Origin of the sequence: Bacillus sp. TH22, from assembly GCF_016651015.1 — a bacterium.
Classification (GTDB): domain Bacteria; phylum Bacillota; class Bacilli; order Bacillales; family Bacillaceae_G; genus Bacillus_A; species Bacillus_A mycoides.
The window spans coordinates 3,865,070-3,891,517 of record NZ_JAEKER010000001.1; the positions used below are offsets into that span (position 1 = coordinate 3,865,070).

Sequence of the window (26,448 nt, forward strand, 5' to 3'; positions counted from 1 at the left end):
CTTGCTTCTTTTTTATTTTGTTGCAATATGTTTAGTGGTACACTAGAGATACTTTAAAACTAAGTAAATTGACTTTTGAAAGTGGGTTTTAAGCAATGAAGAAAATGGCATTATGCATCGCAAGTTTAAGTTTATTACTGGGGGCTTGCAGCAATAATACTATTGAGAAGAAAGATGAAGTTGTACAGAAGGATACGAAAGAAAAAAGTATGATTCCAAGAACTGCTGTTTCTAAGGATTACTATAGAACTGTTATTCCTTTAAAAGAACAAAAGGTAATTAATACAGTTAATGTTAAAACTAATTCTAAACTAGATTTAGCAGAATATGAAAATGGTTTAATGGATATTGCTTCAAAACAATTCGATACAGAAAATTACGTATTACAATTAAATCAATATATTCCAGAGAAAACAATTGATGAATTAGTTACGAAACAAGAAGTACCAGTTTTGACTAATATTATAGAACAGGACTACTTCGGCAAACAAAATTCAAATGAACTAAGCTTATCTGGCGTTGTTATTGGTTTATCTATGTCTTCAAGTGTATCTAATGAGGAAGCTATTTCTAAAGGTACTGAAGTCGCTAAGGGGCTTATAGAAGCTATTAATAAAAATGATAAATATAACAAATCTCCAATTACGTTTGCTATATTCAAGCAAGAAAGTACAAGTTCTTTAAAGAATGGTACTTATATTTCAAGCGCTACTGTTCAAAAGAACGAGACTAATCTTGGAAATTGGGATACTATTGATGAAAAGTCGTATTCGTACCCTTCTCAAGAATTTGGGGGGGCACATGGAGAAGATAATGATAAGCTAAAGAAATTTTCTGAAGCAATGAAGGCATTTTCTCCAGGAGATTATATCCCTGTTAATGCTAAGATTTCTTATAAGCAAAATAAGATGGATAAATTAAAGATGGATATTGTCGTTAAATATAACGGTAAGTCAGAATTAATGGCACTCTCTCAAACGGCTGCTCAAAGTATGTTAGAACAATTTCCTAAAGATGCTAAAGTTCAATTACAAATAAAGTCCGAGAATAAAATCGAGGCTGTTATTATAAAAGAGAAGAACAGCGATAAACCGTTTGTTTCTTTCCTATAATAAAAAAAGACAGTTTTTAAGCTGAGGCTACTGAAAAAGTGAATACTTCGAGAAAAACATTTCGAATTTCCTAAAGATGTTGAAAGAAGAAAGGAGGTCATTACCTGTACATAGTAGGGAATGACCTCTTTTTTCTTATGAAATAGACTCTTTCAGTGTCTTCTTTAAAGTGTCAGATTATGTTGATGTTATTCAAATTGGCGCTCGCAATATGCAAAACTTTGAACTGTTAAAGGCAGCTGGTGCTGTAAATAAACGAATATTATTAAAGCGTGGTTTATCAGCAACAATTGAAGAATTTATTAATGTAGCAGAATATAGTATGGCAGAGGGGAATGGTAGTATCATTTTATGTGAGCGTGGTATTCGCACATATGAACCAGCAACGCGTAATACGCTTGATATTTCTGCTGTGCCAATTTAAAAGAAAGAAACACATTTACCTGTTGTTGTCGATGTAACACACCCTACAGGGCGACGTGACCTTCTCTTACCGTTTGCAAAAGCGGCTATGGCAATTGGTGCTTTTGCTATTATGGCTGAAGTACATCCAGACCCAGCAGTTGCATTATCAAATGCAGCGCAGCAAATGGACATTCCAGAATTCAATGAGTTTATGAAAGAATTAAAAGCATTCGGAAGTAAATTATAAAAAGATTTCTTAGTCTATGTAGCCTTTGTTACATAGCTTTTTTACAAAAATTGACCTTTTTTGCATAAAAAATACGAAAATACGAGAAAAGAAGCGAATTTTTTCGAAACTTTTGCGGGAAAATATTGTATGACCCTGTGTTTTTAGCGTATCATTAGTAAAAGGAAGAACTCGGGACGATTGTTGGCATCTGCAAATAGAGTTGATGTCTTTTTTTCATTCAAGTGAACCGATACATAAAAATAGATAACATAAATAGAAGGAGTGTGCGAAGAGATGAACGTAACAATCTATGATGTAGCGCGTGAAGCAAATGTTTCAATGGCTACCGTATCACGCGTTGTGAATGGTAACCCAAATGTAAAGCCTACAACAAGAAAGAAAGTATTAGAAGCAATTGATCGTTTAGGATACCGCCCGAATGCGGTAGCACGTGGACTAGCAAGTAAGAAGACAACTACAGTGGGTGTTATTATTCCTGATATCTCAAATACGTTTTATGCAGAACTTGCTCGTGGAATTGAAGATATCGCAACAATGTACAAATATAACATCATTTTAAGTAACTCTGACCAGAACAAAGAGAAAGAGTTCCACTTATTAAATACGATGCTTGGGAAACAAGTGGACGGGATTGTTTTCATGGGTGAAGATATTACAGATATTCACGTTGAAGAGTTCAAAAAATCTCCAGTACCAATTGTATTAGCAGCGTCATTTGATGAACAAAATGAAACGTCATCAGTAAATATTGATTATACACAAGCAGCTTACGATGCAATGAAGCATTTTATTGAGCAAGGACATAAACGTATCGGTTTCGTCTCTGGTCCTTTCATTAATAAAGCAGGAAGCGCGAAGAAGTTACAAGGTTATAAAAAAGCTTTAGAAGAAGCAGGTATTTCATATGATGAAAATCTTATAATTGATGGAGATTACACATATGATTCAGGTATAGAAGCGTTTGAAAGACTTTGGGGCATGGATGAAAAACCAACAGCAATCTTCGTATCTTCTGATGAAATGGCACTAGGTGTAATCCACGCAGCACAAGACGCGGGATTAAACGTACCAACGGATATCGAAGTGCTTGGTTTTGACAACACACGTCTTGCATTAATGGTTCGTCCGCAGCTTTCGACAGTTGTACAACCAATGTATGATATCGGTGCAGTAGCAATGCGTCTACTAACGAAATATATGAACAAAGAAAAAGTAGAAGATCACTCAGTTATCTTACCTCACCGTATCCAATTTAGAGATTCAACGAAGTAAGAATAAGAGAGCTCACAGCGATAGCTGTGAGCTTTTATTCATATTCAGGATAATGGTGTTTAACTACTGTATCTACACTTTCAGTTTTCTTAACATGTAAAAAGCGTGCATATAATTCTTTTCCTGTCTCAAATGGTGTGTCATCTAATTCGAAAACATGCAACACTTTTCTAAACGTCCATGTTACTTGCTCACCGTACATATTATCGTACGTATCTTCAGACTGTAGAGCTATCTTTTCACCTAGCTCATGAGCTTCCTCTAAACTGTTCGCCTTAACGAGAATGATACTTTCTTCAAAAAGTGTATCGTGATTCTCTTCATAATGTTCATCAATTTTACTAGGATTAGGCTCACCTGAATGGACAGATTCAAATAATAATTTTACAGCATACACATGAGATCAGTCTCCTTATGCTGAATGTTTTATTTTATAAACAATACTCGCGATAAGTGAAGCGGGTATTGTAAATACGTTACTTTGATAATGATAATGTATTTGGGATTCTTCATAAGACATTCGCTACAGTTTGGATTATTCCTTGTTATATGTCACACAAGTGCAAATTTAACTATTATAGGGCAATGTCATGTATAATAGAAAGAAAAGGCTTGTGAGGGGGGAGAAGAGATGATCGTTCTTTGGATAATTACGCTTTGCATGACCGCTATTTTTGCATATATGACGTTAAAACAAAATGGCTTAAAGCGATTTGTTCCAGGAAGTATTCTTGCAGGAATCGCCCTTATCACGTATGTAATTTCTATTTTTATTGAAAGTGTATCAGTAGACATGAGCACAAGTTTAATGTTCATGGGTATTACACTATTTGCAGGTAGTATTATGGTACTTATGGTTGCTGGTATTATTTTATTTATTCATATGAATTCAGAAACGTTATAGCATATAGAAAAGGCATGTCCCGAGGGGGCATGCCTTTTTATCCGTTCAATTATGCTCTATCTTTAGAAGAGTTTTGTTGTTTTAGTAAGTCGCGAATTTCGCCAAGAATTTCTTCTTCTTTTGTTGGTTCTGGAAGTTCTTCTTTCTTTTCTTCTTCTTCTCTTTTAGATGTTAGTTTGTTGAAAACTTTAACGAACATAAAGATAGCAGCTGCAATAATTAAGAAATCAAAAATAGTTTGGATGAAGTTACCATACATAATAGATGATTTACCGAATGTAAGTTTTAAATCTGTAAAGTTAACGCCGCCCAGTACCATACCAAGTAATGGTGTGATGATATCTTTAACTAAAGAACTAACGATTTTACCGAATGCAGCACCGATTACAACCCCGACAGCTAAATCGATTACATTCCCTTTGAATGCGAATTTTTTAAACTCGTTCCACATGTGTTAATCCCATCCTTTCCACGATTCAATATGAAATTTATAATTCCTATCAACATATTCTATAGAAATTTGTGATAGAAATAAAGAGGAAATGGGAATGAAAGTAAATTCTGAAAAATGTATCCGTTTTAATTTTTGCTTACAGCTTGCAGTAGAGATTGGAGCATTTGTTGAGATTTTAATCCTTCTAATCCATCTACAATAGGCTGTGTATCACCTTGTACACATTGGATAAAATGATGAACAGCATCTTCAAATCCGCGCTGCTTTAACGTTGTCTCCCATGATGGTGAACCACTCTGTGAAACGGAGTTTTCTTGCTCAATTTCAAATGTGTTCATATTTTTTACGCGAATGATTTTACCTGCCGTTACAAGTTCAATTTGTTCTAAATTTGTACCTGCATGGCGGTGCATCGCCGTAGAAAGTAAAAGTCCATTTGCAGTTGTATATGTATGATGTCCGTAAAGAAGTTCGTTCTTTTCATTGATTTGCATCATATTATGAACGATGTTAAGGTCATCGTTAGCTAACCAGCGAGCAGTATCTACAATATGTAAGTAATCATCTAACATAGTAAAGTCATACGTATATGGCCCCACCTTATTTGTGCGGTGCTTTTCAATTCGAATCCATGAAGTATCATTAGCTTGCTCTTTGGCAGTAACGTACATAGGAACGAAACGGCGATTAAATCCCACCATTAACTTTCGATTATACTTTTCACTCATTTCAACTAGCTTCTCTGCTTGCTCAGTAGTAGCAGCTAGCGGCTTATCAACATAAACATCGATTCCTTTTTTCAGAAGTTCAGAAACGATTTCATAATGTGTAGCAGTTGAACTATGAACGAAAGCCGCATCACATTCTGAAGCGAGTGCCTGAAGGTTAGCGAAATCTTGAATACGATATTGCTCGCAAATTTGTTTTCTTTTATTAACATTAGGTGTAAACGCTCCCACAAAAGTCCAATCAGTTTCCTTTGTCAGTGTTGGAAGGTAAGCCTTTTGTGCAATACTACCTAATCCAATCATTCCAATACGAGGTTTGCTCATGTTTTTTTCCCACCCTATTATAAATATATAAGTTGTCTAGCTGTATAGCTATGTGACGAAATAACTGTAGCATAGACTGGGGAGAATGGCAAAAAATAGATTTGAAAATGATACGTTTTTTATAGGAAATGAGCTTTTATTTATTTGTCGCTAATAAAATCTTCTCTATCTCTTCAAAGTTATGAGTACGGGCGTGTTGCAATGGGGTAATACCATCATTGTCGGGAATATTTATATCAGCACCATGTTCAATAAGAAGTTGAATGACTTGTTGCTGTGTTTCATCTCCGTTGCTTAGTACGATGGCCTCCATTAAAGCTGTCCATCCGAGGTTATTTACATGGTTTACATCGATATTTGTTCGAGTAAGGAGTTCTTTTATAACATCAATATAGCCATGTTCTGACGCGGGAATAAGAGCTGTTCCACCGTAACGATTCGTAAGCGTTGGATCCGCACCAGCATCAATCGTTAGTTTTAAAATGTCCAAGTAACCTTCTGCACCGGCGTATAGAAATGGATTGTTTTTCATATCATCTTGGATATTTACGTCAGCACCAGCGTCGATAAGAGCTTTGGCGGTTTTTACATCATTTTTGTATGTAGCAATCATAAGAGAAGTACGTCCTTTATTGTCTGTTATATTTATGTCAGCCCCTTTTTTGAGTAATGATATAACAGTATTCGTTTCTTGTTTCTCAGTAGCTGTTAGTAGCGCTGTCTCCATGTTTGTCATCTCCTTTTTTACTTCGTGTTCTTGCGAGCATCCTTGCAAAAAAATTACGCAACAGATCATGCTTAATGTTTTTTTGAACATGGAATTCCAACCTCCTCATTTCAACTGTAAAATAAGAACATTAAATTTTTATAAACTGACGCTAAAATTACTATAAAATCGCTTGAGTATTTGAACATATATTTTTATGCTTATGAGTAATAAGGTTTGATAAAGTGAAACTTTAATCAGTGGGGGATACCCCCCACTGATTATTAGCCTTCACCAATCGGGCTTTTATGGGCAGTTGATCCCTACCTAACTTCGTTGCTTTCTCTGAATTTTGAGGGGGGGGTCTTACTGCCCGTTAATGCGGGTTAAAGTGAGGATGTAACATATGTCTATTAAAACAAGGTTTTTATTCTCTTATATCGCTGTTATTCTCGTTTCCATTACGCTCATATTAGTCGCGGGATTTTTAATTGTTTTTTCCATAACAGGAGACTTGGAATCGGTGAAAAATTTCTATAAAAGTTCCTATATTCAAAAGCCGCTTACGCCAGAAGAAGAGAATACGTATATTGAATTGAAATTAGCGGCAAAGAAAAATCAATCACAACTATTAGATGAATCGTTCGTTTCATCACTTGAAAAAGAAGGTGTGAAAATAGTTGTAAGAAAGGGAGAAACGATTTCTTATGCTACAAAAATATTTGAAGGTGTATCTTTAAAAGAAGCCATTCCGAAATTTGAATCAGCAAATATTAATAGTCGTGGTACAACGGAACTAGGCGATACATTTTATCGATATGTAAAATTTGATTTTTATTTTCCCGGAGATGAAGAAGGGAGTATATTTGTACTAAAAAGGCAAAGTTCATTTGTCGATCTCACACAAAAATTATTTCCAATTTTGTTCGGAGGGCTTTTACTGTTAGCCATTTTACTCATAGGGTTATTAAGTTATTTCGTCTCAAGAAGTGTGATAAAACCAATTTTTGTATTGAAAGATGCGACTGGGAGAATTAAAGAAGGGGATTTAGATTTTCAAATTCCAGTTACATCCCATGATGAGATTGGGCAATTAAATCAAGGATTTGAGGAAATGAGGAAGAAGTTAAAAGGGTCGATTGAGATGCAAACACAATATGAAGAAAATCGAAAAGAGCTCATTTCAAACATCTCTCATGATTTAAAAACACCGATTACATCTATTATTGGATATGTAGAAGGCATAAAAGATGGAGTCGCAAATACACCAGAAAAAATGGATAAGTATTTAACGACCATTCATACGAAGGCAAAGCATATGGATACACTCATTGATGAGCTCTTTTTGTTTTCGAAGCTTGATTTGAACCGAGTTCCCTTTCAGTTTGAAACGATAGAGTTAAACGTGTTTATGCAAGAATTATTAGAAGAGATGCAGATGGATTTAAGTGAGGGAGGTATAGAAGTTTATTTACAATTACATTCATCACCACTATATGTAACGGCCGATTGCGAAAAGATAAATAGAGTGATATCAAATTTAATTCATAATAGTGTGAAATACATGGATAAAGAAGCGAAGAAAATTACTGTAACAGTATTAAGTGATAACAATAAAGTTATTGTAAAAGTGATGGACAATGGATCAGGTATAGAAGCTGATACGCTGCCGTATATATTTGAGCGGTTTTATCGTGCAGAGCAATCGCGAAATTCTAGCACAGGTGGAAGTGGACTTGGCTTAGCGATAGCGAAGCAAATTGTTGAAGAACATGGCGGGGAAATTTGGGCGGAAAGTAAGCTTGGGGAAGGTACAAGTATTTTCTTCTCATTGAAAAAAGTACAGGAATGTGGTGAGTAGAATGAAGAGAATTTTACTAGTAGAAGATGAAATAAGTATTGCAGAATTACAGCGAGATTATTTAGAAATTAGTGATTTTCAAGTCGATGTAGAGCATTCAGGTGAAATAGGTCTACAAATGGCTCTTCAGGAAGACTATGACTTAATTATTTTAGATATTATGCTTCCGAAAATGAATGGTTTTGAAATTTGTAAACAAATACGTGCTATAAAAGACATTCCGATTTTACTTGTTTCAGCAAAGAAGGAGGATATAGATAAAATTCGCGGACTCGGTTTAGGGGCGGATGATTATATAACGAAACCATTTAGCCCGAGTGAATTAGTAGCAAGAGTAAAGGCGCATATTTCTCGTTATGAAAGATTATCAGGAAATGTGAGTAAGCAACGCGATACGTTATACATTCATGGAATTTCTATTGACCAGCGAGCGAGAAAAGTTTTTATAAACAATGAAGAAATTGCGTTTACAACGAAAGAATTTGATTTATTAACATTCTTTGTAACGCATCCAAACCAAGTATTAAATAAAGAACAGTTATTTGAACGTATTTGGGGACTAGAATCAGCTGGCGATTTAGCCACTGTCGTTGTTCACATTAGAAAGCTACGTGAAAAAATTGAAAGAGATCCTGCTCACCCGCAATATATTGAAACAGTGTGGGGAGCTGGTTATCGCTTTAACGTGTAATGTACCTGCCAAGTAATTGGTAGGTTTTTTATGTTATTCGAACGAAAAGGAAATAATAGGTAATTTATGTTAAAATATAAAGAGAGATAAAACATAGGAGAGCATGAGAGGACGTGCTACATTTTGGGAGATACATTAAAAGATAATAAATCAAACAAGGCTTTAAAGATTGGAACCAATATCATACTTATCTTATTAATTATCGGTGCAATACAAATGTTTTATGATGAAGATTCTACGAATGATCATTTCGGTTGGTTATTTATGATGGTCTTTTTTGGAATTAAAATAATTTCTAATTTTATGATGAGTATAAAAGCAGGAGATAAAAAGTCGATATTCATTGATGTAGGCTTAATGATTTTTTTGTTCTTCTTGTTGTTTCTAGTGTGAAATATTTCTTTTGAAAAAAGTTCATATTCTTATAGAGGCTGTGAGCTTTCCTTAGTAATAACGGTACTAGTGTAACGATTTATAAAATGTTTGAGTAGTAGAAGTAAACTGAGCAGCTTCTTCTAAAAAAGGATAATGGTTACTCTCCTCAAATATCACAAAGATAGAATTACGTATACCCTCATGCATCTCGATAGAATATTGGATCGGGCACTGTACATCATATCTTCCGCATATAATAAGGGTCTTTGTTTGGATGGAAGGTAAATTCTCTCTTAAATCAAATGACGGATATTCATTGGCGAAAGTGTTCATCCGGCTAGCGGACATAGTTTTTTTGATTGGTTTACAAAAATAAAATTTGTAGTTTTCGGGTTTATACAATGATAATTTTGTTCTCTTAGTAGATAGTTCTTTCCGTTCTTCACTTGTAAGGTGAGGGCTTTTTAAAGTTTCGATGAGTTGTTGCATATAATGAAACTGAGGATGTGCTGGGTGATAAATGCAAAATAGTGTTTCGGTATAGTTACTTGCTGCGGCTCCGGCCATGACTAATGATTGTAAGGAATTTGGATATGTAATCGCATATAAAAGTCCAAGCATACCGCCTGTTGAGTGGCCAGCGAAATGCCATGTTGGGAGTTGTAAAGCTTCTCGTATTGCTTCTAAGTCGTGAACGGTTTCAATCATACTTAATTCTTTTTCTGAATGGGCTTTTGCTGAGTTACCAGCGTTTCGTAAATTAATGAGCAATACACGATGCGTAGCAGTGAAAACATCCGCAAAGTAATCGCCAGTTTCATTAAATTGTGAATAGTGATGTGTAATGCAAAGCGGTTCGCCATTTCCTTTTGTAAAGATTTCAAATGTGCCACGTTTCGTGTTGATTATTTGTTGTGTCCACATAATATCACGACCTTTTCTCATAAAAGTTGGACCGGCTAATTCTTAAATAAAATATATCAGCGAATCTCAAAATATATCGACTTACCGACAGAAAACGACAATAATAGCTAGCTATAAATAAAAGGAGGCTGTTCAAAAAGCGAGCCTCCTCTCTGTTTAATATAAAGATTTTGTCATATTATTCCGAATAATTTCAAGAGATTTCGCTACAGTTAATGCATTTTTTTCTTCGATTTCTGGTTTTCTAGGGATAGGTTGATACATGTTGTCTGGATCTTCCCATGTAAGGGGAAGGTCGGTTTCTGCTTGTCCTTTCCAAGCGTCAATCCATTCTGGAGGGAGATAACCTGAGATGTTTTGGATGTTGTTCATTTCGAGCCAAATAAGTGCCCAAGCTCTTGGTACGACGCGCCAGTGATCATAGCCACCACCGCCGACAGCAATCCAGCGACCGTCGCAATATTCATTAGCGATTTCACGAGCGAGCTTCGGTATTTCACGGTAAATGTTCATCGTTGCGCAAAGGTGTGTAAGTGGATCGTAATAATGTGCATCAGCACCATTTTGCGTTAAAATAATATCCGGTTTAAAGTATGCTGCCACTTCTTTTACAACTGTTCGATATGAATCTAAAAACGATTCGTCTTCTGTAAAAGCGTCGAGTGGAACGTTAAAAGAATAATTATATCCATTTCCTTGTCCACGTTCATTTACTGCGCCAGTTCCAGGAAATAAATAACGCCCAGTTTCGTGTAATGAAATGGTGCATACGTTAGGATCGTCGTAAAAAGACCATTGTACCCCGTCACCGTGATGAGCATCTGTATCAATATATAAAACGCGTAAACCGTATTTCTTCTGAATATATTTCATTGCGATAGAGCTATCGTTATAAATACAAAAGCCAGATGCTTTACCACGAAAGCCATGATGTAAGCCGCCGCCTAAATTGAGGGCGTGCTTTACTTTCCCAGAAATAACAGCATCGACAGCTGTTAATGTTCCGCCAACGAGTAATGCACTTGCTTCATGCATATTTGGAAACATTGGTGTATCTTCTGTTCCAAGTCCATATGTCATCGCAATTGATTTTTCTAACTTTCCTTCTCCAGCAAGTTTTACCGCATTTATGTACTCCTCTGTATGAATGAATGCAATTTCCTCATCTGTAGCCATTCTTGGCGAGATGACTTGAGAAGGGGAGATAAAACCACTCTTTTGTAATAAGTCATACGTAAGTGTGACGCGTAGTTGGTTAAAAGGATGATCAGGGCTAAAAGAATAGCCCCGAAAGTCATCCGAATAAATGAAGGCGCTGCTCATGCTTGCATCCCCATTATGTTTGGCCATAATACGCGGTAGCCCTCTGCTTCGAGTGCATCGATCACTTTTAGAGGATTCATCGTTTGAATGCGGAAAACGAGCACTTTATCATTCTCATCTTTTGCTGGATAGACGAGAACGCTCACAATATTTATTTGTAAATCACTAAAAATAGCAACGACTTTTCCAAGAATACCAGGCTCATTTTTCACTTGAATTTCAATTTGTGAACTCGGTTGATGAGCTCCTGTTAATTTTACTAACGTGTGCAGCACTGTAGATTCAGAAATGATACCTACGAGTTTTCCAGCTTTCGTAACAGGAAGACAGCCTATTTTATTTTCAAAAAATAAAGTCGCAATTTCCTCAACGAAATCGAGAGGGTGACAAGTCATAACAGGGTGTTTCATTATGAGTTCAAGCGGTTGCTTCAGCATATCGAGTGAAACTTGTTCATCTAAAATAGACGGACTTGCATCTCTTACATCCCGATCAGAAATAATGCCTACGACATGATTATTTTGATCGACAATTGGAATGTGCCGAATGCCTTTCGTACGTATCGTTCGGATTGCTGTTTCAATTGTATCGTTTGGATGCAGTGTCACTACATCTTGATTCATAATTTCTTCTACAATCATTCCAGTTGCCCCCTTTATTAATACATAAAACGATTGTGAAAACGTAGACGATCGAATGCTTGAATGGAATCCGTATCAACACGTTTACCGATGCGGACCATTAAACAGTTGGCAGGATGTGAACAAATTTCAGGATCATCTGTAGCCATCCATTGTAAACCACCAGCATTCATCATTTTTTCCATTACTTTTCGGTATTCCCAAACATTTAAGCCTGTTTGTTTTAAATCCCAGTGCCAATAATATTCAGTCGTTAATATAATGTAATCTTCCATATGATCGTCCATCATTGAAACTTCTAATAAATTTTTTCCGACAGAGCAACCACGAAAGGCTGGGACAACTTCAATCGCCCCGAGTTCAATTAAGTTTTCAATCTTTCCTTCTGACCATCGCTCGAGCGGATCAGGATATAAGTATGTAACATACCCAACGATCGTTTGGTCATGTCTAGCAATAATGAGACGAGCTTCTGGTAATTTAGAAATTTCGACAATTGCTTTATATTGCTGCTCGGCAGGACGAAACGCAATTAAGTCTGGATGAAATTCATACATTTCAAGATTATGTGTAGAGACAGGACCTTCAATAATTAAAGTGCCGTTCGCTGTTTTTAAGTTTCTGGCATTATATATTTTTTTATGAATCAATTTATTGCTCACCACCTTGAGGGTTTGTGAATCTATTAATATCGTACTTTATAATATATGCGATGTGAATCGAATTTTGTCATTAAAAATTTGTCTAAAAATCAACAAAAATACTGAAAATTTTAAATAATGTCATTATAATAGATAATAGAATACATAGGAGGGGGATGTAAAGTATGAAAGTGGAAACGCTTCCTGTCATTAAAGGAGAAAATAATTTGCCGAATTATGAAGAGGCATACGCGAATTTTAACTGGGAAGAGGTTAATAAAAATTTTACTTGGAATGAAACAGGACGAGTAAATATGGCGTATGAGGCAATTGATAAGCATGCGAAATCAGATCGAAAGAATAAAGTAGCACTTTATTATCAAGATGGATCGCGAAAAGAGAAATATACGTTTAAGGAAATGAAGGATTTTTCTAATAAAGCAGGAAATGTCCTGAAAAACTATGGCGATGTTGAGAAAGGCGATCGCGTTTTTATTTTTATGCCGCGTTCCCCAGAATTATATTTCGCACTTTTAGGTGCAGTGAAATTAGGGGCAATTGTTGGACCATTATTTGAAGCATTTATGGAAGGCGCAGTTCGCGATCGTTTAGAAGATAGCGAAGCGAAGGTGTTAATTACAACTCCTGAATTGTTAGAGCGCATACCATTAAATGATTTACTTTCTTTAAAAACAGTCTTCCTTGTTGGAGACAATGCAGAAGAAGGCGGTAAAACTGTAGCGTTCAATCCTTTATTTGAACAAGCTTCAAAAGAATTACATATCGAGTGGTTAGGCCGTGAAGACGGTTTAATTCTACATTACACATCTGGTTCTACTGGTAAGCCAAAAGGCGTCCTTCATGCTCAAAACGCAATGGTTCAGCACTATCAAACAGCGAAATGGGTATTAGATTTAAAAGAAGATGATGTATATTGGTGTACAGCTGACCCAGGCTGGGTAACTGGAACAGCTTACGGTATTTTTGCACCGTGGTTAGTGGGAGCATCAAATGTTATTTTAGGCGGGAGATTTAGTCCAGAGGCATGGTATGAAGCACTGCAAGATTACGGTGTAACAGTTTGGTATAGTGCACCGACAGCGTTCCGTATGTTAATGGGAGCTGGACAAGACGCAATTAAAAAATATGATTTATCACAAGTGCGTCACGTATTAAGTGTTGGTGAGCCATTAAATCCAGAAGTAATTCGCTGGGGTATGAGCGCATTTGGACTTCGTATTCATGATACGTGGTGGATGACAGAAACAGGCGGACAAGTTATTTGTAACTATCCTTGTATGGAAATCCGTCCAGGTTCAATGGGGAAACCAATTCCGGGTGTGAAAGCAGCGATTGTTGATAATGAAGGAAATGAAGTGCCTCCATACACAATGGGGAACTTAGCAATTGGTAAAGGTTGGCCATCTATGATGCGTGGAATCTGGAATAACCCACAAAAATATGATTCTTACTTTATGCCGGGAGATTGGTACGTATCAGGTGACTCTGCTTATATGGATGAAGATGGATACTTCTGGTTCCAAGGACGTATTGACGATGTAATTATGACGTCAGGTGAGCGTGTTGGTCCGTTTGAAGTAGAAAGTAAATTAATCGAGCATGCTGCTGTAGCGGAAGCTGGTGTAATTGGTATTCCTGATCCAGTACGCGGAGAAATCATTAAAGCATTTATCGCGCTTCGAGCAGGATACGAACCATCTGATGAATTAAAAGAAGAGATTCGTCAATTTGTGAAAAAAGGCTTAGCAGCTCATGCAGCGCCAAGACAAATTGAATTTAGAGATAAATTACCGAAAACGAGAAGTGGTAAAATTATGCGCCGTGTATTAAAAGCTTGGGAGCTAAACTTACCAACAGGTGACTTATCAACGATGGAAGATTAAGAAGGAAGGGTCTGAACAAGTAATATGTTCAGACCTTTCTTTTTTTATGGTATCATAAACTTATACATACGAGTTAAAGGGGAGAAGGAAATGAAAACAGAAAAAGAAAAGATGATACTTGGGGAAATGTACATACCAGCTGATCCTGTTTTGATTCAAGAGAGGGAGCAAGCTCGTATATTAACGAGAAAATTAAATGAAACGCCAGAAGTACAATTAAAAGAGCGTAGCGAAATCGTAAAAGAACTATTCGGAACGACTGGAGATAACATTCATCTTGAATCTTCTTTTAGATGTGATTACGGTTATAACATTCATGTTGGCGAAAATTTTTACGCGAACTTTGATTGTACGATTTTAGACGTGTGTCCGGTGACAATCGGAGTGAACTGTATGTTAGCTCCAGGTGTTCACATTTATACAGCAACACACCCGCTTGATCCGGTAGAGCGCATAAGCGGATCAGAGTACGGAAAACCCGTTACAATTGGCGATAACGTATGGATTGGCGGAAGAGCTATCATTAATCCGGGCGTAACAATTGGAGACAATGCAGTTATCGCATCTGGCGCTGTTGTAACGAAAGATGTGCCAGATAATGTAGTAGTTGGCGGGAATCCTGCGAGAATCATAAAAAAAATAAAATAATATTTGAACGAAGCGCCTTCCTCGTCTGTATACATTTATGAAAGAATAGATGAGGGAGGCTTTTATATGTCTAATAAGTTACTTCTTACTTTTGCTTTAATTGGAATTATAGTCGTATTTTCTTGTGGTCTGTTATTACCGATGCCAATTGGATTTAAAGTTTCAATGATTACAGCTGGAGTTATGATGATTGTTATGTTTTCAATCATTATTCCGTTTGATAGAAAATATATAGTGCGGAAAAAAGGATATAAAATTGATTTTACAAAAACAAAAGTGTATTTTCGCTGGAATGTATTTGATACTATCTCGGCCAGTCTTGCAGTGTATGCATGCATATGTGTGCAAGCATTAAACATTTTAGTTTCAACCGGCCATACAATTCAAAACCCATATGTTCAATTTTTTACGAATCAATCACAAGTGTGGATTATTGTCGCAAGTGTATATTTAATTTCCCGAATTTCATTAACGTTAAAAGGAATAAAGGAGATCAAAAATCATGGCGCAGATTGGGATTGAGGAGGAGCTCATGTTTGCGTATCAAAGTGGAGATAAGCAGGCTGGGGAAAAACTATACGTTTTATTGAAACCAGCGCTATATACATTTTTGTATCGATTTAATCGTGATGAACAACTGAGTATAGATCTCGTTCAAGATACGTTTTTGACTCTAGAGCGTAAGAAACATATGTATGAAACCCGAAAAGGAAAAATTAAAACGTATTTATTTCAAATCGGTTACCGTCTTATGATTAATAAATTAAATAGAAGAAAAAAGTGGCGTTCGCTCTTACCGTTTTTAGTACCAATGCAAGAGGTAGAGTTTTCCCACGAAGACCGGCTTACGGTAAGAGAAGCAATTTTGAAAGTTCCTGAAGAACAGCGAGCGGTCCTGATTCTTTCTTATTATCATGATATGCAGCAAAAAGAAATTGCAGAGGTACTGGATATTCCTGTTGGAACAGTGAAGTCGAGACTTCATAACGGGATAAAGAAATTAAAACAATTGCTGGAGGTGGATGAAATTGAACGAAAATCCCTTTAAGAATGAATATAAATTAAAGCAGCATTTAGATAGCGATCATGTAGAAATACCGGATTTTCCAAAAACGGTAAGCCGCTTCGAGCGATTACTTGGATTTCTTGCTTCTCCAGCGAAAGATCCTGTGGAAGCGACGATTGGGAATGATTTATCGGTTGTGTTTCATGTGTCGTTATTAGTTGGTGTTCCAGTTATTTCTCTTATTACAATATTCCTTGCGACTTTATAAAGGATTGGTAGGGAAAGAACTCATACCTCTATTTGACACGCCTATATAAATGATGGTATAAAGAAAAGTATATGAATAATTGAGCGTGGAAAGGGAGAAGTAGTGATCATTTCCCTGTTTTAGAGAGCTGATGGTCGGTGGAAATCAGCACATAGATGATCGCGAATTACGCCCCTAGAGCATCTTTTTTCGATTGAGTTATATTCAAAAGGGAAAAGACGGTGCTAAGCCGTTATGTAAATAAGGTGGTAGGCTTTTTTTGTCTGCAACTAGGGTGGTAACGCGATGATCAAAATCGTCCCTTATTTAAAGGGGCGATTTTTTTATGTTTTCAACCTTCACGCCAGTAATGAACTTAAAGGAGAGTATGTAGGATATGGGTATTTTACAAGATCTTGAATTTCGCGGTCTAATTAACCAGCAAACAGATGCTGAGGGCCTTGAGCAATTATTAGAAAAAGAAAGCGTTAAATTATACTGTGGTTTCGATCCGACAGCCGATAGCTTACACATCGGTCATATGTTACCAGTATTAATGTTACGTCGTTTCCAATTAGCTGGTCACCAACCAATCGCACTTGTTGGCGGTGGTACTGGTATGATCGGTGACCCAAGTGGTAAAAAAGCTGAACGTACATTAAATACGAAAGATACAGTTGCTTACTACACAGAAAGCATTAAAAACCAACTTTCAAACTTCTTAGAGTTCGAAAACGTGGACAACCCAGCAACAATGGCTAATAACTATGATTGGCTTGGTAACTTAGATGTAATTTCATTCTTACGCGATATCGGTAAAAACTTCGGTTTAAACTATATGTTAGCAAAAGATACAGTAGCATCTCGTTTAGATACTGGTATTTCATTTACTGAGTTTAGTTATATGATTTTACAATCATACGACTTCTTAAACTTATACCAAAACCATAATTGCCGTCTACAAATCGGTGGTAGTGACCAATGGGGTAACATTACAGCTGGTCTTGAATTAATCCGTAAATCAGAAGAAGATGCGAAAGCGTTCGGTTTAACAATTCCACTAGTTACAAAATCTGACGGTACGAAGTTTGGTAAAACAGAAGGCGGCGCAATTTGGTTAGACCCAGAGAAAACAACTCCTTACGAGTTCTACCAATTCTGGATTAACACAGATGACCGCGACGTTGTTAAATACTTAAAATACTTCACATTCTTATCTCATGAAGAAATTCTTGAGCTTGAAAAGCAAGTAACTGAAGCACCAGAAAAACGTGCAGCACAAAAATCATTAGGATCTGAAATGACAAAACTTGTTCACGGCGAAGAAGCGTTAGAGCAAGCAATTAAAATTTCAGCTGCATTATTCAGTGGCTCTGTAGCAGAACTTACTGCAAGCGAAATCGAACAAGGATTCAAAGACGTACCATCTGTAGAACGTACTGCAGAAGATACAGTATTAATCGACTTACTTGTAGAAAGCAAAATCTCTCCATCAAAACGCCAAGCACGTGAAGATGTAACGAACGGTGCAATCTACGTAAACGGTGAGCGTACACAAGCATTAGACTACGTTGTAACAGAAAACGACCGCATCGAAGGTAAATTCACAATCATTCGTCGCGGTAAAAAGAAATATTTCTTAATTCGTTACTAATCAGAAAATAAATTAAAACAAATAGTACCCCGAATGGTAGGCTGAAAAGTCTATCGTTCGGGGTTTTTATGTATGCATTTAAATTGCCTCATGATTTCTTTTAAATAGAATATGAAGAATTAATACGAGCATGTAAAGTAAGCTAATTAGCATAACGACAAATGCCCCGGGATAAAATTTTGCCGCATATATAAAGAAATCGATTTGATAAATATCGTCATAATGTGAAACGTACCCTTTAAAATAATTCGTAAACTTAGCGCTATATTTCCATTCATCAGGATTATCTATTAAATTACTCCCTTGATACCAACTAATCAAAGCTGAAGTAATAAACAGCATAAATGAACTACCTAATTGAACCATTTGGTTTATTGTCAAAATGAATTAATCTCCTATATTATGGATATTGTAGCGTGCATTCACATTCCTGTAACCTTTTTGTTGTAATCTCCTTTTCGAGTTCATACGGAAATCACATGTAAGCGGTATGATAAATGTATAACAAATAGAAAGGAGTGGTAAAACAAAATGTCACTAGAAGCGCTCATTATTTTTTCTTTGCTAAACGCTGGTCAGCTTGCAGAGCATTCGAAGGTTGATGTACATAAAGAGCAGAAAGATGCTTATGTATATGTTCAAAAAGAGGAAAATAAATAATTTTATTTTATATATAAACGAAAAAAGCCAATCCAGAGGATTGGCTTTTTGTCAGGTATTTGGAAAAAGAGTGGGGATTTCTTTCTTTTAAACATTAGCTAAAATTTGATCATAGCAAGAAATAATAAGTGGTTCCAAATCTTTTAAATCATTAACATTATCAATGAAAATTCTACTCACTCCCTGTGATTTTGGAGCCTGTTCAACTACAAAATTAGGGCATAGCTGTTTAGTAGTTTCTAAATCTAATCTTACAACTAAGGATTTTGCTTCTCCATCGAGGAAGAGACGTATAAACCATTTTGTGATTACACGATTCATGATGCAAAAATAACTAATGGTATCTTTATATTTAAGGTCGCTGATGTCTCTGTGATTTTCAGTTAAAATCTCTTTAACAATGTTAAATGCGGTTAGTTCATCTTCGGTAGTGAAAACTCTATCGGGTTTGTCTTCTTTGCTAATGTCTTCAATCATTTCGGTAGAAGCGGCTGCAACCAAGTTTGTTTCTATTTTCTCCGTTGTTTTTGTTTCTTTTGGTGTTAAACCATCACTGATTATTTCTAATAGTGTTTGATTAATTGCTTTTTTAACAATTGGTCGAAATCGCTCTAAAACGTTATTTGTAATTCTAGTTGAGCTAAAGTCTTTAATTAGAAAGCGAAGGAAGTCATCTGAAGGATTTTTAAATAATTCTTTAATTGTAGAGTTTAAATTGGTCATATAAATAAGTTCTTCGGCATATTTCACGATTCCCTCAGCTTCAAAATTTTCTTTTGTAAAAGTTTCAATTGTTTCAATGTCTGTATTGGTTAAATTATCCATGTTAAATGTGAAGAAAGGTTTTTCATCCATCACGTTGTCATTTGTTAAATCAGTATAAAACTTGTATTCTATACCATTAGTTAGCACTCCTACTTTGACATCGGGTAAGGAATTAAAATACCTAGATAATTGTGCATCATGTTTAAGGAGGTTTTCTGTTACGGATTTTGCCTCAATTAAAATAATTGGCACTCCATTTTTGAAAACCGCATAATCGACCTTTTCCCCCTTTTTAGTTCCAAAGTCCGCAATATACTCAGGTCTAACTTCTAAAGGATTAAAAACGTCATAACCTAGCTTTTGAAGAAACGGAATAATTAATGATTGTTTGGTCATTTCTTCATTAGTTATGTACTCTTTTCGTTCTAAAACTTGGTTAGCTATTTTATTTATATCATTTCTAAATTCCATATCCACGTCTCCTTGGTTTTTCGATTGAAAATTCTTAATATTAATATTATTCTACTATGAAAATTGATAATATAACAGAAGTTCTGTATGAAAATAGGGAGGTTATTTTTGGGGTTTGAATTTGATTAAATAAAAAATATTTGTTTTAAATGGGGGTGAGGAGTATTTTTTATGTTACGTGTGATATAAAAATAATGGTGGGAATTGAAAAAAGCCAATCCAGAGGATTGGCTTTTTGTCATTAACGAGAGTAGAACTCTACGATTAATGCTTCGTTGATTTCAGCTGCTAACTCAGAACGCTCAGCGTGACGAGTGTAAGTAGCTTCTAACTTATCAGCATCGAAAGTTAAGTATTCTGGTACGAAATTGTTAACTTCGATCGCTTCTTTAACAACAACAAGGCTGTTAGATTTTTCGCGAACGCTGATAGTTTGGTTAGGTTTAACGCGGTAAGATGGGATATCTACGCGAGCGCCATCAACCGTGATGTGACCGTGGTTTACTAATTGGCGAGCTGCACGACGAGTGCGAGCTAAGCCCATGCGGTAAACTAGGTTGTCAAGACGAGCTTCAAGAAGGATCATGAAGTTTTCGCCGTGCTTACCAGGCATTTTACCTGCTTGGTCAAATGTGCGACGGAATTGACGCTCAGTCATGCCGTACATGTGACGAAGTTTTTGTTTCTCTTGTAATTGTAAACCGTATTCTGAAAGTTTCTTACGTTGGTTAGGACCGTGAGGACCTGGTGCGTAAGGGCGTTTTTCTAATTCTTTTCCTGTGCCGCTTAGAGAGATTCCAAGACGACGAGACAGTTTCCATGCTGGACCTGTATAACGAGCCATAGTTGACTCCTCCTTTAAAAATGTTTTTATTTTCGTAAAATAAAAACAGACGTAATCGATATTTACGGGTATTTTGTTTTCATGTACCTTCGCTCCAGCAGCAGGGAGTTACGAGATACACCTCCGCAGAGGAACAAAATACAAACGATAAACTCACATTACAAGGCTGCCTTTTTATTTTACACAAACGCTATTATATCTTTTACTTACAGTTTCGTCAAGAGACTCCCTTTTTGTTTTATGCAGATAAATTTTGGAAATTAACAAGAAGGAATTTAAAACAATATAAAAGAAATGATAGAAACACAAATAAAACGCTTACATAAAATGTAGTAAAGACGTTCATCAGATTTTTCCTGGTGGATATGTGGAAATAAAGACATAAGGGGGATGTTTTTATGAAAAAGAAACATATAGAGACAGCATTAATTCATCACGGATATGAATCAAATGAAAATAAAGGGAGTTTAACACCACCTTTATTTCAAACTTCTACATTTACGTTTGAGACAGCACAGCAAGGAGAAGCGAGTTTTGCGGGAGAAGATCCATCTTATATTTATTCAAGGCTTGGGAATCCAACTGTGAAATTATTTGAAGAACGTATGGCTGTTTTAGAAGATGGAGAGGAAGCGCTGGCGTTCGGTTCAGGTATGGCAGCCATTTCAGCAACTTTAATCGGTTTTCTAAAGGCTGGAGATCATATTATTTGTTCAAATGGATTATATGGATGTACGTACGGTTTTTTAGAAGTATTAGAAGAGAAATTTATGATTACGCATTCGTTTTGTGATATGGAGACAGAGACTGATATTGAAAATAAAATTCGTCCAAATACAAAGCTCATTTTCGTTGAAACACCGATAAATCCAACGATGAAATTAATTGATTTAGAAAAGGTGATCGGGGTAGCGAAGCGCAATGACTTGCTTGTTATTGTTGATAATACGTTTTGTTCACCTTATTTACAAAGACCTCTTGAACTTGGTTGTGACGCCGTCGTTCACAGTGCGACAAAATATATTGGTGGTCACGGGGATGTTGTAGCGGGTGTAACAATTTGTAGAACGAAAACGTTAGCTGACAAAATCCGTCCGATGCGAAAAGATATCGGCGGTATTATGGCGCCGTTTGACGCATGGCTATTGTTACGCGGATTAAAAACATTAGCAGTAAGAATGGATCGTCATTGTGATAATGCGGAAAAAATTGTATCGTTTTTGAAAAATCATGAAGCAGTAGAAGGTGTTTGGTATCCGGAGGGAGAATTAGCATCCCGCCAAATGAAACGAGGCGGGGGCGTTATTTCTTTTTCAATTAAAGGCGGGAAAGAGGAAACACAGTCGTTTATCAATGACCTCCATTTTATTACAATTGCCGTAAGTTTAGGTGATACAGAAACGTTAATTCAGCATCCAGCGACGATGACGCATGCAGCTATTCCAGCTGAACTAAGAAAAGAAATGGGTATTTTCGATAATTTAATACGCCTATCTGTCGGCTTAGAATCATGGGAAGATATCGTTTCTGATTTAGAACAGGCACTAAAGAAGATATCTACTGTTAGTAATCAATAAAGTGAAACTTTAATCAATGGGGGTTTTGTCCATCCCCCGCTGATTATTAGCCCTCACAAATCGGGCTTTTACGGGAAGTTATCTCCCACCTAACTTCCTTGTATTCGCCGAATTTACTGCCCGTTAATGCGGGATAAAAAAGAGTGAGCTATCGGTTTCGTACGTTACGTACGTAATCGATAGCTCACTCTTTTCTTTATTAAATATGTTTTAGGAGTGTTTCCACAAACTTTTCTAAATAGTGCTGATCTACTTCATCGAAACGATTTTTTTCAGGACTATCAATATCAAGCACACCAATGATATTTCCTTCTTTCATAATCGGTACAACGATTTCAGAATTAGAGGCACTATCGCAAGCGATATGTCCTGGGAATTGGTGAACATCTGCTACAAGTTGCGTTGTTTTTGTTTCAGCTGCAACGCCGCAAACACCACGTCCGAACGGAATACGCACGCAAGCTGGCATCCCTTGGAATGGTCCAAGAACAAGTTGATTTCCTTCTGTTACATAAAAGCCAACCCAATTAACGCGATCTAAAAATTGATTTAATAGTGCGGACGCATTTGATAAGTTTGCGACTACGTTCGGTTCGCCAGTTAATAATGCATCCAGTTGTTTAATTACTGTCTCATATTGCTCTTCACGAGATCCTGCATAACTTTCTTTTGTAAACATGGAAACAACTCCCTTTTTAGCGAGATATGTAAAACGATAGCAAAATACGATGTATTTCACATGACTTTGTCGATAGAAAATTAAAGGAATTTGTCTTAAAAGTCAAGAAATTTAAACTATAGCTGTTCAGTGAGAGGAAGTGAGCGCATGAAACAGACGAAACAAAAAGTAATTGATGCGGCAATATCGTTGTTTAATACAAAAGGTTATGATGGAACGTCGGTGCGAGAAATTGCAAAGCGAGCGGATGTGAATGTAGCGAATATTTCATATTATTTTGCTGGAAAGCAAGGGTTATTAGAACAGCTTATTACTGATTTTTTAGAAGGATATATTCACGTAATTGAAACGTCATTTGAACAGAGAGAATATTTATCGGCTAAAGATGTGATGGTGCAAATGGTGCGCGGGATTTTACGATATCAATTTGATAATAGAGAACTGACACGTTTTTTTTATAGAGAGCTTTCGCTTGATACGACATTAATTCGTGAAGTGATGACCGTTTATTTTTCTAGAGAAAGATATTATATAGAGCAAATCATTAAACAAGGACAAATGAAGCAAGAATTTAAAAAGATATCTTTTACAATGTTTATGACGCAATTAAAAGGCATGATAAATATGCCGTTTTTATATCCACAATATATATCAGAGGTGCTACACTCATTTCCGTCTGAGACGTTTTTCTTAGAAATGTATACGAAGGAAATTGAGCAATGGATGGAACGAACATTATATAAAGCGAGTATGTATTATGAACTACCAAGAGCTGTTCATATGTGAAAAATCCCCACCTAACGAACTGAGGTGGGGATTTTTATATGTTGTTTTCTTTGCCATAAATTGTTGCATACTAGCGCAATAATTGTTAATGAACAGCTAATTGTATACCTAGAAATATGTGATGTAAGGAAAATGATTATGAATGTGTTTCAATGTATGGGCGCGAAACCAATAATTGCGGTTGAAACATCTTATGCAGAACCGATGATTGCGATGGTAGGAGCTGGACTTGGTATAACATTGCTTCCGGAAACCGCGTTACAGTAAGCCGTAATGCAAGGTAACGTACGTGCGATTTCTGTAGAACCACCACTAATGCGAAAGATTTATTTCGTCTCTCATATGAAAGAGAGCTCGTTATCCTGCATTAACTGCCCGTAAAAGTCTTACCTTTATTGCATTCATTTGAGGACGGATAATGGAAAAAGTGGAATATTAAGAAATATTACAATCACATGTAAAGAAACATGAAATTTTAAAAAAAACTAGGTCAAAAACACGTCATTACATGGTATGATTAGAACATTGTTAGTTGTTAAATATAGGGGAATTCCCTTTTTATACATAATGCCTTCCATTTCATAAACGGAACGGACAAAAAAAGAGATATAACTAGGAGGCTTTTTTGCATGGATTCTATCCTGACGATCGTTATCATTGTAGTAAGCTCTATTCTAGTGCTGCTCATGATAGAGCTTGTGATAAGAAATCGTTCATATAAAGATATTGAAGCACTGGAGCAGTGGAAACAAGAGATAAAAGATAAACCTGTGGCAGATGAACTAAAGCGGGTAAAAGATTTAAATATGACAGGTCAAACAGAAGAGCTGTTTGGTAAATGGCGTGAAGAGTGGGATGAAATTGTATCAACAACTCTTCCGAAAGCTGAAAAAGATTTAGGGCAAGCGCGAAAATTCGCCTCGCAATTCTCCTTCCGCAAAGCAAAGCATGCGATGAAAGAATCCATAGGTGGTTTAGATGACGCTGATAATCGTATTACAGACATTTTAAATGAATTACAGCAACTGTTAGAAAGCCATGAGAAAAATAGCGCGGAAATTGAAGGGTTACGTGATACATATCGTAGTATGAAAAAGAGCGTTCTTGCTCATCGACACATGTATGGAGCAGCTGAGCAAAAAATTGAAGAGATGTTAGATGTTGAATCCGGGAAGTTCAAAACTTTTGAAGAGGCAACAGATAATGGTGATTATTTAAAAGCGAGAGAAATTGTTATTAGTTTAGAAGAAGGTTTAGCAAGTTTAGAAATCGTTATTCATCAAATTCCGGATTTATTGGTAGAGTGTCAAGCGACATTACCAGTTCAGCTGGAAGATTTATTACAAGGTCATGATGATATGATAAGACAAGGCTATGTATTAGAGTATTTGGAAATCCCTAAAGAAGTCCGCGATATGACGACACAACTACACACATGTTTAATGGATATACAGGAACTTCATATAACAGAAGCGGCAGAAAAAGTAGAGAACTTAAAAACTCGTTTAGACAGTTTTTATGATCAACTTGAACAAGAAGTGCATGCGAAACATTATGTGGAGCAAAAAACACTGTCTGTTTATGAAGATTTAGAAGAAATTCGTACAGAAACAATTGAAACGAAAATAGAAACACAACTTGTGAAACAAAGTTATCAATTACAAGACAAAGATATTGAGTCACAAAAAGTAATTGAAAAGCAAATGCATATTTTAATGAAACGTTTTGAAGTGTTACAAATACGCGTTGCTGAACAAGATATTGCATTCTCTATCATTCGTGAGGAACTAGAAGAGGTTTATGAGCAATGTGAAACTTTAAAAGTACTTCATGCAGAATATAAAGAAATGCTGCAAACGATGCGCAAAGAAGAATTTGAAGCACGTGAGAAGTTACAAGAAATGCGAAATACAATTTTTGAGACGAAACGTTTTATGCAAAAGTCGAATTTACCAGGTCTTCCAGAGAGTATTATGGAAGATTTACAAAAAGGGCAAATGGCGATGCAAGCTGTATATGAGCAATTAGAAGTAAAGCCGTTAAATATGAATACTGTAAATAGCAGTTTAGAAGAAGCATACACAGTTGTGAATGGTGTATCTGAAATGACAGAAGAATTAATTGGACAAGCTTATTTAGTTGAAAAACTAATTCAATACGGTAACCGATACCGCAGTCATGATGAGAATCTTGCAGAAAGCTTAAATTATGCGGAGAAATTATTCCGTGAATATCAATACGATGCAGCTTTAGAACAAGCGGCTTCTATATTAGAGCAACTTGAACCTGGTGTTGTTCAAAAAATAGCTGAATATGTAGACAATGAGCAAACCCTTTAATAAAGGGTTTGTTTTTTTGTGTAATTTTGAAGTCGATGTTGCTATAATGAATAGCGGAATACAGTAAGGTTGTTCGTTTCAAAATAAAGTGAAACTTTAATCAGTGGGAGGGGGCCACCCCCCCACTGATTATTAGCCTTCACCAATCGGGCATTTACGGGCAGTGGATTTCCCACCTAACTTCTTTGCTCCAGCTGAATTTTGAGGTGGGAGTCTTACTGCCCACAAATAGCGGGATAAAGTGAAACCATAAGTGA

Annotated in this window: 28 protein-coding genes, 3 pseudogenes and 1 other annotated feature; of the genes and pseudogenes, 18 read left to right on the top strand and 13 right to left on the bottom strand. The window is 36.2% G+C overall.

The window, feature by feature from the left end; all coding sequences use genetic code 11:
• Window positions 1-95 precede the first annotated feature (95 nt).
• The 3 genes and pseudogenes from JFU18_RS19695 to ccpA all read left to right on the top strand — a co-directional run bounded on the left by JFU18_RS19695 (window position 96) and on the right by ccpA (window position 3,039).
• Complete coding sequence (locus JFU18_RS19695; RefSeq protein ID WP_002015611.1) at window positions 96-1,112, top strand: CamS family sex pheromone protein; 1,017 nt, start codon at window positions 96-98, stop codon at window positions 1,110-1,112.
• Between the two features lie 175 nt (window positions 1,113-1,287).
• Window positions 1,288-1,764 (top strand): annotated as a pseudogene (locus JFU18_RS29910) (bifunctional 3-deoxy-7-phosphoheptulonate synthase/chorismate mutase); the annotation flags it as partial.
• Between the two features lie 276 nt (window positions 1,765-2,040).
• Window positions 2,041-3,039 (top strand): catabolite control protein A, encoded by a 999-nt coding sequence (gene ccpA / locus JFU18_RS19710; RefSeq protein WP_002034370.1) that lies wholly within the window; start codon window positions 2,041-2,043, stop codon window positions 3,037-3,039.
• A 34-nt stretch (window positions 3,040-3,073) separates the two neighbouring features.
• Here ccpA and JFU18_RS19715 read toward each other — a convergent pair whose 3' ends face one another.
• Together JFU18_RS19715 and JFU18_RS19720 are read right to left on the bottom strand one after the other, a co-directional pair.
• Window positions 3,074-3,436, bottom strand: coding sequence for a DUF4288 domain-containing protein (locus JFU18_RS19715; protein WP_002138663.1), 363 nt, complete (start codon window positions 3,434-3,436; stop codon window positions 3,074-3,076).
• A 15-nt stretch (window positions 3,437-3,451) separates the two neighbouring features.
• Window positions 3,452-3,559 (bottom strand): annotated as a pseudogene (locus tag JFU18_RS19720) (DUF3949 domain-containing protein); the annotation flags it as partial.
• A gap of 111 nt (window positions 3,560-3,670) precedes the next feature.
• Here JFU18_RS19720 and JFU18_RS19725 point away from each other — a divergent pair.
• Window positions 3,671-3,943: a DUF3917 domain-containing protein gene (locus JFU18_RS19725; protein WP_000636592.1), complete on the top strand. Its 273-nt coding sequence runs from the start codon at window positions 3,671-3,673 to the stop codon at window positions 3,941-3,943.
• Window positions 3,944-3,992: 49 nt separating this feature from the next.
• Here JFU18_RS19725 and mscL read toward each other — a convergent pair whose 3' ends face one another.
• From mscL to JFU18_RS19740, 3 genes are all read right to left on the bottom strand, one after another.
• Window positions 3,993-4,394, bottom strand: a complete 402-nt coding sequence (gene mscL / locus JFU18_RS19730) for a large-conductance mechanosensitive channel protein MscL (RefSeq protein WP_002015591.1) — start codon at window positions 4,392-4,394, stop codon at window positions 3,993-3,995.
• Between the two features lie 128 nt (window positions 4,395-4,522).
• Window positions 4,523-5,449: a Gfo/Idh/MocA family protein gene (locus JFU18_RS19735; protein WP_002129436.1), complete on the bottom strand. Its 927-nt coding sequence runs from the start codon at window positions 5,447-5,449 to the stop codon at window positions 4,523-4,525.
• 136 nt (window positions 5,450-5,585) lie between these two features.
• Window positions 5,586-6,266, bottom strand: coding sequence for an ankyrin repeat domain-containing protein (locus JFU18_RS19740; RefSeq protein WP_201034376.1), 681 nt, complete (start codon window positions 6,264-6,266; stop codon window positions 5,586-5,588).
• Window positions 6,267-6,561: 295 nt separating this feature from the next.
• Here JFU18_RS19740 and JFU18_RS19745 point away from each other — a divergent pair, with 295 nt between their 5' ends.
• From JFU18_RS19745 to JFU18_RS19755, 3 genes are all read left to right on the top strand, one after another.
• On the top strand, window positions 6,562-8,016 hold the full coding sequence (locus JFU18_RS19745) for a sensor histidine kinase (RefSeq protein ID WP_002034337.1): 1,455 nt from the start codon (window positions 6,562-6,564) through the stop codon (window positions 8,014-8,016).
• A gap of 1 nt (window position 8,017) precedes the next feature.
• Window positions 8,018-8,707 carry a response regulator transcription factor gene (locus JFU18_RS19750; protein ID WP_002034338.1) on the top strand — a complete coding sequence of 230 codons (690 nt, stop codon included), beginning with the start codon at window positions 8,018-8,020 and terminating at the stop codon, window positions 8,705-8,707.
• A 123-nt stretch (window positions 8,708-8,830) separates the two neighbouring features.
• On the top strand, window positions 8,831-9,100 hold the full coding sequence (locus JFU18_RS19755; RefSeq protein ID WP_088040250.1) for a hypothetical protein: 270 nt from the start codon (window positions 8,831-8,833) through the stop codon (window positions 9,098-9,100).
• Window positions 9,101-9,166: 66 nt separating this feature from the next.
• Here JFU18_RS19755 and JFU18_RS19760 read toward each other — a convergent pair whose 3' ends face one another.
• The 4 genes from JFU18_RS19760 to acuA all read right to left on the bottom strand — a co-directional run bounded on the left by JFU18_RS19760 (window position 9,167) and on the right by acuA (window position 12,620).
• Window positions 9,167-10,027, bottom strand: a complete 861-nt coding sequence (locus tag JFU18_RS19760; protein ID WP_098168542.1) for an alpha/beta fold hydrolase — start codon at window positions 10,025-10,027, stop codon at window positions 9,167-9,169.
• 135 nt (window positions 10,028-10,162) lie between these two features.
• Window positions 10,163-11,329 carry an acetoin utilization protein AcuC gene (gene acuC, locus JFU18_RS19765; protein ID WP_078175968.1) on the bottom strand — a complete coding sequence of 389 codons (1,167 nt, stop codon included), beginning with the start codon at window positions 11,327-11,329 and terminating at the stop codon, window positions 10,163-10,165.
• Window positions 11,326-11,970: an acetoin utilization AcuB family protein gene (locus tag JFU18_RS19770; protein ID WP_000634566.1), complete on the bottom strand. Its 645-nt coding sequence runs from the start codon at window positions 11,968-11,970 to the stop codon at window positions 11,326-11,328. The genes acuC and JFU18_RS19770 overlap by 4 nt, the downstream gene beginning before the upstream one ends.
• 17 nt (window positions 11,971-11,987) lie before the next feature.
• Window positions 11,988-12,620, bottom strand: a complete 633-nt coding sequence (gene acuA / locus JFU18_RS19775) for an acetoin utilization protein acetyltransferase AcuA (protein WP_201034375.1) — start codon at window positions 12,618-12,620, stop codon at window positions 11,988-11,990.
• A 176-nt stretch (window positions 12,621-12,796) separates the two neighbouring features.
• Here acuA and acsA point away from each other — a divergent pair, with 176 nt between their 5' ends.
• The 6 genes from acsA (at window position 12,797) to tyrS (ending at window position 18,070) form a co-directional block, all read left to right on the top strand.
• Complete coding sequence (acsA, locus tag JFU18_RS19780) at window positions 12,797-14,515, top strand: acetate--CoA ligase (RefSeq protein WP_201034374.1); 1,719 nt, start codon at window positions 12,797-12,799, stop codon at window positions 14,513-14,515.
• 90 nt (window positions 14,516-14,605) lie between these two features.
• Window positions 14,606-15,163, top strand: coding sequence for a maltose acetyltransferase domain-containing protein (locus tag JFU18_RS19785; RefSeq protein ID WP_002143401.1), 558 nt, complete (start codon window positions 14,606-14,608; stop codon window positions 15,161-15,163).
• A gap of 66 nt (window positions 15,164-15,229) precedes the next feature.
• Window positions 15,230-15,685, top strand: a complete 456-nt coding sequence (locus JFU18_RS19790; protein WP_002112291.1) for a hypothetical protein — start codon at window positions 15,230-15,232, stop codon at window positions 15,683-15,685.
• On the top strand, window positions 15,666-16,211 hold the full coding sequence (locus JFU18_RS19795) for an RNA polymerase sigma factor (protein WP_085312528.1): 546 nt from the start codon (window positions 15,666-15,668) through the stop codon (window positions 16,209-16,211). Before JFU18_RS19790 ends, JFU18_RS19795 begins: the two co-directional genes overlap by 20 nt.
• Complete coding sequence (locus JFU18_RS19800; RefSeq protein WP_016092439.1) at window positions 16,192-16,437, top strand: hypothetical protein; 246 nt, start codon at window positions 16,192-16,194, stop codon at window positions 16,435-16,437. Before JFU18_RS19795 ends, JFU18_RS19800 begins: the two co-directional genes overlap by 20 nt.
• A 77-nt stretch (window positions 16,438-16,514) precedes the next feature.
• Window positions 16,515-16,743, top strand: a binding site (T-box leader).
• A gap of 70 nt (window positions 16,744-16,813) precedes the next feature.
• A complete protein-coding gene (tyrS, locus tag JFU18_RS19805) occupies window positions 16,814-18,070 on the top strand; it encodes a tyrosine--tRNA ligase (protein ID WP_002015575.1) in 1,257 nt (418 codons plus the stop codon).
• A 78-nt stretch (window positions 18,071-18,148) separates the two neighbouring features.
• Here the strand turns inward: tyrS and JFU18_RS19810 are convergent, their stop codons facing one another.
• Window positions 18,149-18,451 (bottom strand): YjdJ family protein, encoded by a 303-nt coding sequence (locus tag JFU18_RS19810; protein WP_033709496.1) that lies wholly within the window; start codon window positions 18,449-18,451, stop codon window positions 18,149-18,151.
• A 150-nt stretch (window positions 18,452-18,601) separates the two neighbouring features.
• Between JFU18_RS19810 and JFU18_RS19815 the strand changes: the two genes are divergently transcribed.
• The gene (locus JFU18_RS19815) at window positions 18,602-18,730 is read left to right on the top strand and encodes a hypothetical protein (protein WP_000050938.1); all 129 of its coding nucleotides are present in this window, start codon (window positions 18,602-18,604) and stop codon (window positions 18,728-18,730) included.
• An 87-nt stretch (window positions 18,731-18,817) separates the two neighbouring features.
• On the opposite strand, the gene JFU18_RS19820 is transcribed toward JFU18_RS19815, so the two are convergent.
• On the bottom strand, window positions 18,818-19,966 hold the full coding sequence (locus JFU18_RS19820; protein WP_098635273.1) for a type I restriction endonuclease: 1,149 nt from the start codon (window positions 19,964-19,966) through the stop codon (window positions 18,818-18,820).
• A gap of 241 nt (window positions 19,967-20,207) precedes the next feature.
• The gene (rpsD, locus tag JFU18_RS19825) at window positions 20,208-20,810 is read right to left on the bottom strand and encodes a 30S ribosomal protein S4 (RefSeq protein ID WP_002015568.1); all 603 of its coding nucleotides are present in this window, start codon (window positions 20,808-20,810) and stop codon (window positions 20,208-20,210) included.
• Window positions 20,811-21,208: 398 nt separating this feature from the next.
• Between rpsD and megL the strand changes: the two genes are divergently transcribed.
• Complete coding sequence (gene megL / locus JFU18_RS19830; protein ID WP_044442168.1) at window positions 21,209-22,387, top strand: methionine gamma-lyase; 1,179 nt, start codon at window positions 21,209-21,211, stop codon at window positions 22,385-22,387.
• Window positions 22,388-22,586: 199 nt separating this feature from the next.
• Here the strand turns inward: megL and JFU18_RS19835 are convergent, their stop codons facing one another.
• Window positions 22,587-23,066, bottom strand: coding sequence for a GAF domain-containing protein (locus JFU18_RS19835; protein WP_002138633.1), 480 nt, complete (start codon window positions 23,064-23,066; stop codon window positions 22,587-22,589).
• A 147-nt stretch (window positions 23,067-23,213) separates the two neighbouring features.
• On the opposite strand from JFU18_RS19835, the gene refZ reads away from it, so the two are divergent.
• The 3 genes and pseudogenes from refZ (at window position 23,214) to ezrA (ending at window position 26,191) form a co-directional block, all read left to right on the top strand.
• Window positions 23,214-23,852, top strand: coding sequence for a forespore capture DNA-binding protein RefZ (refZ, locus tag JFU18_RS19840; RefSeq protein ID WP_060750625.1), 639 nt, complete (start codon window positions 23,214-23,216; stop codon window positions 23,850-23,852).
• An 87-nt stretch (window positions 23,853-23,939) separates the two neighbouring features.
• Window positions 23,940-24,233: pseudogene (locus JFU18_RS19845) on the top strand (LysR family transcriptional regulator substrate-binding protein); the annotation flags it as partial.
• A 248-nt stretch (window positions 24,234-24,481) separates the two neighbouring features.
• Window positions 24,482-26,191: a septation ring formation regulator EzrA gene (ezrA, locus tag JFU18_RS19850; RefSeq protein WP_061689084.1), complete on the top strand. Its 1,710-nt coding sequence runs from the start codon at window positions 24,482-24,484 to the stop codon at window positions 26,189-26,191.
• The last annotated feature ends 257 nt before the right edge of the window (window positions 26,192-26,448 follow it).

Excerpts from the sequence above, each read along its gene's own strand:
- refZ (WP_060750625.1), top strand. The coding sequence starts at position 23,214 with ATGAAACAGACGAAACAAAAAGTAATTGATGCGGCAATATCGTTGTTT.
- JFU18_RS19785 (WP_002143401.1), top strand. The coding sequence starts at position 14,606 with ATGAAAACAGAAAAAGAAAAGATGATACTTGGGGAAATGTACATACCA.
- acuC (WP_078175968.1), bottom strand. The coding sequence starts at position 11,329 with ATGAGCAGCGCCTTCATTTATTCGGATGACTTTCGGGGCTATTCTTTT.
- JFU18_RS19820 (WP_098635273.1), bottom strand. The coding sequence starts at position 19,966 with ATGGAATTTAGAAATGATATAAATAAAATAGCTAACCAAGTTTTAGAA.
- tyrS (WP_002015575.1), top strand. The coding sequence starts at position 16,814 with ATGGGTATTTTACAAGATCTTGAATTTCGCGGTCTAATTAACCAGCAA.
- JFU18_RS19725 (WP_000636592.1), top strand. The coding sequence starts at position 3,671 with ATGATCGTTCTTTGGATAATTACGCTTTGCATGACCGCTATTTTTGCA.
- JFU18_RS19815 (WP_000050938.1), top strand. The coding sequence starts at position 18,602 with ATGTCACTAGAAGCGCTCATTATTTTTTCTTTGCTAAACGCTGGTCAG.
- JFU18_RS19735 (WP_002129436.1), bottom strand. The coding sequence starts at position 5,449 with ATGAGCAAACCTCGTATTGGAATGATTGGATTAGGTAGTATTGCACAA.
- JFU18_RS19695 (WP_002015611.1), top strand. The coding sequence starts at position 96 with ATGAAGAAAATGGCATTATGCATCGCAAGTTTAAGTTTATTACTGGGG.
- JFU18_RS19795 (WP_085312528.1), top strand. The coding sequence starts at position 15,666 with ATGGCGCAGATTGGGATTGAGGAGGAGCTCATGTTTGCGTATCAAAGT.
- JFU18_RS19760 (WP_098168542.1), bottom strand. The coding sequence starts at position 10,027 with ATGAGAAAAGGTCGTGATATTATGTGGACACAACAAATAATCAACACG.
- rpsD (WP_002015568.1), bottom strand. The coding sequence starts at position 20,810 with ATGGCTCGTTATACAGGTCCAGCATGGAAACTGTCTCGTCGTCTTGGA.
- ezrA (WP_061689084.1), top strand. The coding sequence starts at position 24,482 with ATGGATTCTATCCTGACGATCGTTATCATTGTAGTAAGCTCTATTCTA.
- megL (WP_044442168.1), top strand. The coding sequence starts at position 21,209 with ATGAAAAAGAAACATATAGAGACAGCATTAATTCATCACGGATATGAA.
- JFU18_RS19770 (WP_000634566.1), bottom strand. The coding sequence starts at position 11,970 with ATGATTGTAGAAGAAATTATGAATCAAGATGTAGTGACACTGCATCCA.
- JFU18_RS19745 (WP_002034337.1), top strand. The coding sequence starts at position 6,562 with ATGTCTATTAAAACAAGGTTTTTATTCTCTTATATCGCTGTTATTCTC.
- JFU18_RS19750 (WP_002034338.1), top strand. The coding sequence starts at position 8,018 with ATGAAGAGAATTTTACTAGTAGAAGATGAAATAAGTATTGCAGAATTA.
- JFU18_RS19740 (WP_201034376.1), bottom strand. The coding sequence starts at position 6,266 with ATGTTCAAAAAAACATTAAGCATGATCTGTTGCGTAATTTTTTTGCAA.
- mscL (WP_002015591.1), bottom strand. The coding sequence starts at position 4,394 with ATGTGGAACGAGTTTAAAAAATTCGCATTCAAAGGGAATGTAATCGAT.
- JFU18_RS19835 (WP_002138633.1), bottom strand. The coding sequence starts at position 23,066 with ATGTTTACAAAAGAAAGTTATGCAGGATCTCGTGAAGAGCAATATGAG.
- acsA (WP_201034374.1), top strand. The coding sequence starts at position 12,797 with ATGAAAGTGGAAACGCTTCCTGTCATTAAAGGAGAAAATAATTTGCCG.
- JFU18_RS19790 (WP_002112291.1), top strand. The coding sequence starts at position 15,230 with ATGTCTAATAAGTTACTTCTTACTTTTGCTTTAATTGGAATTATAGTC.
- ccpA (WP_002034370.1), top strand. The coding sequence starts at position 2,041 with ATGAACGTAACAATCTATGATGTAGCGCGTGAAGCAAATGTTTCAATG.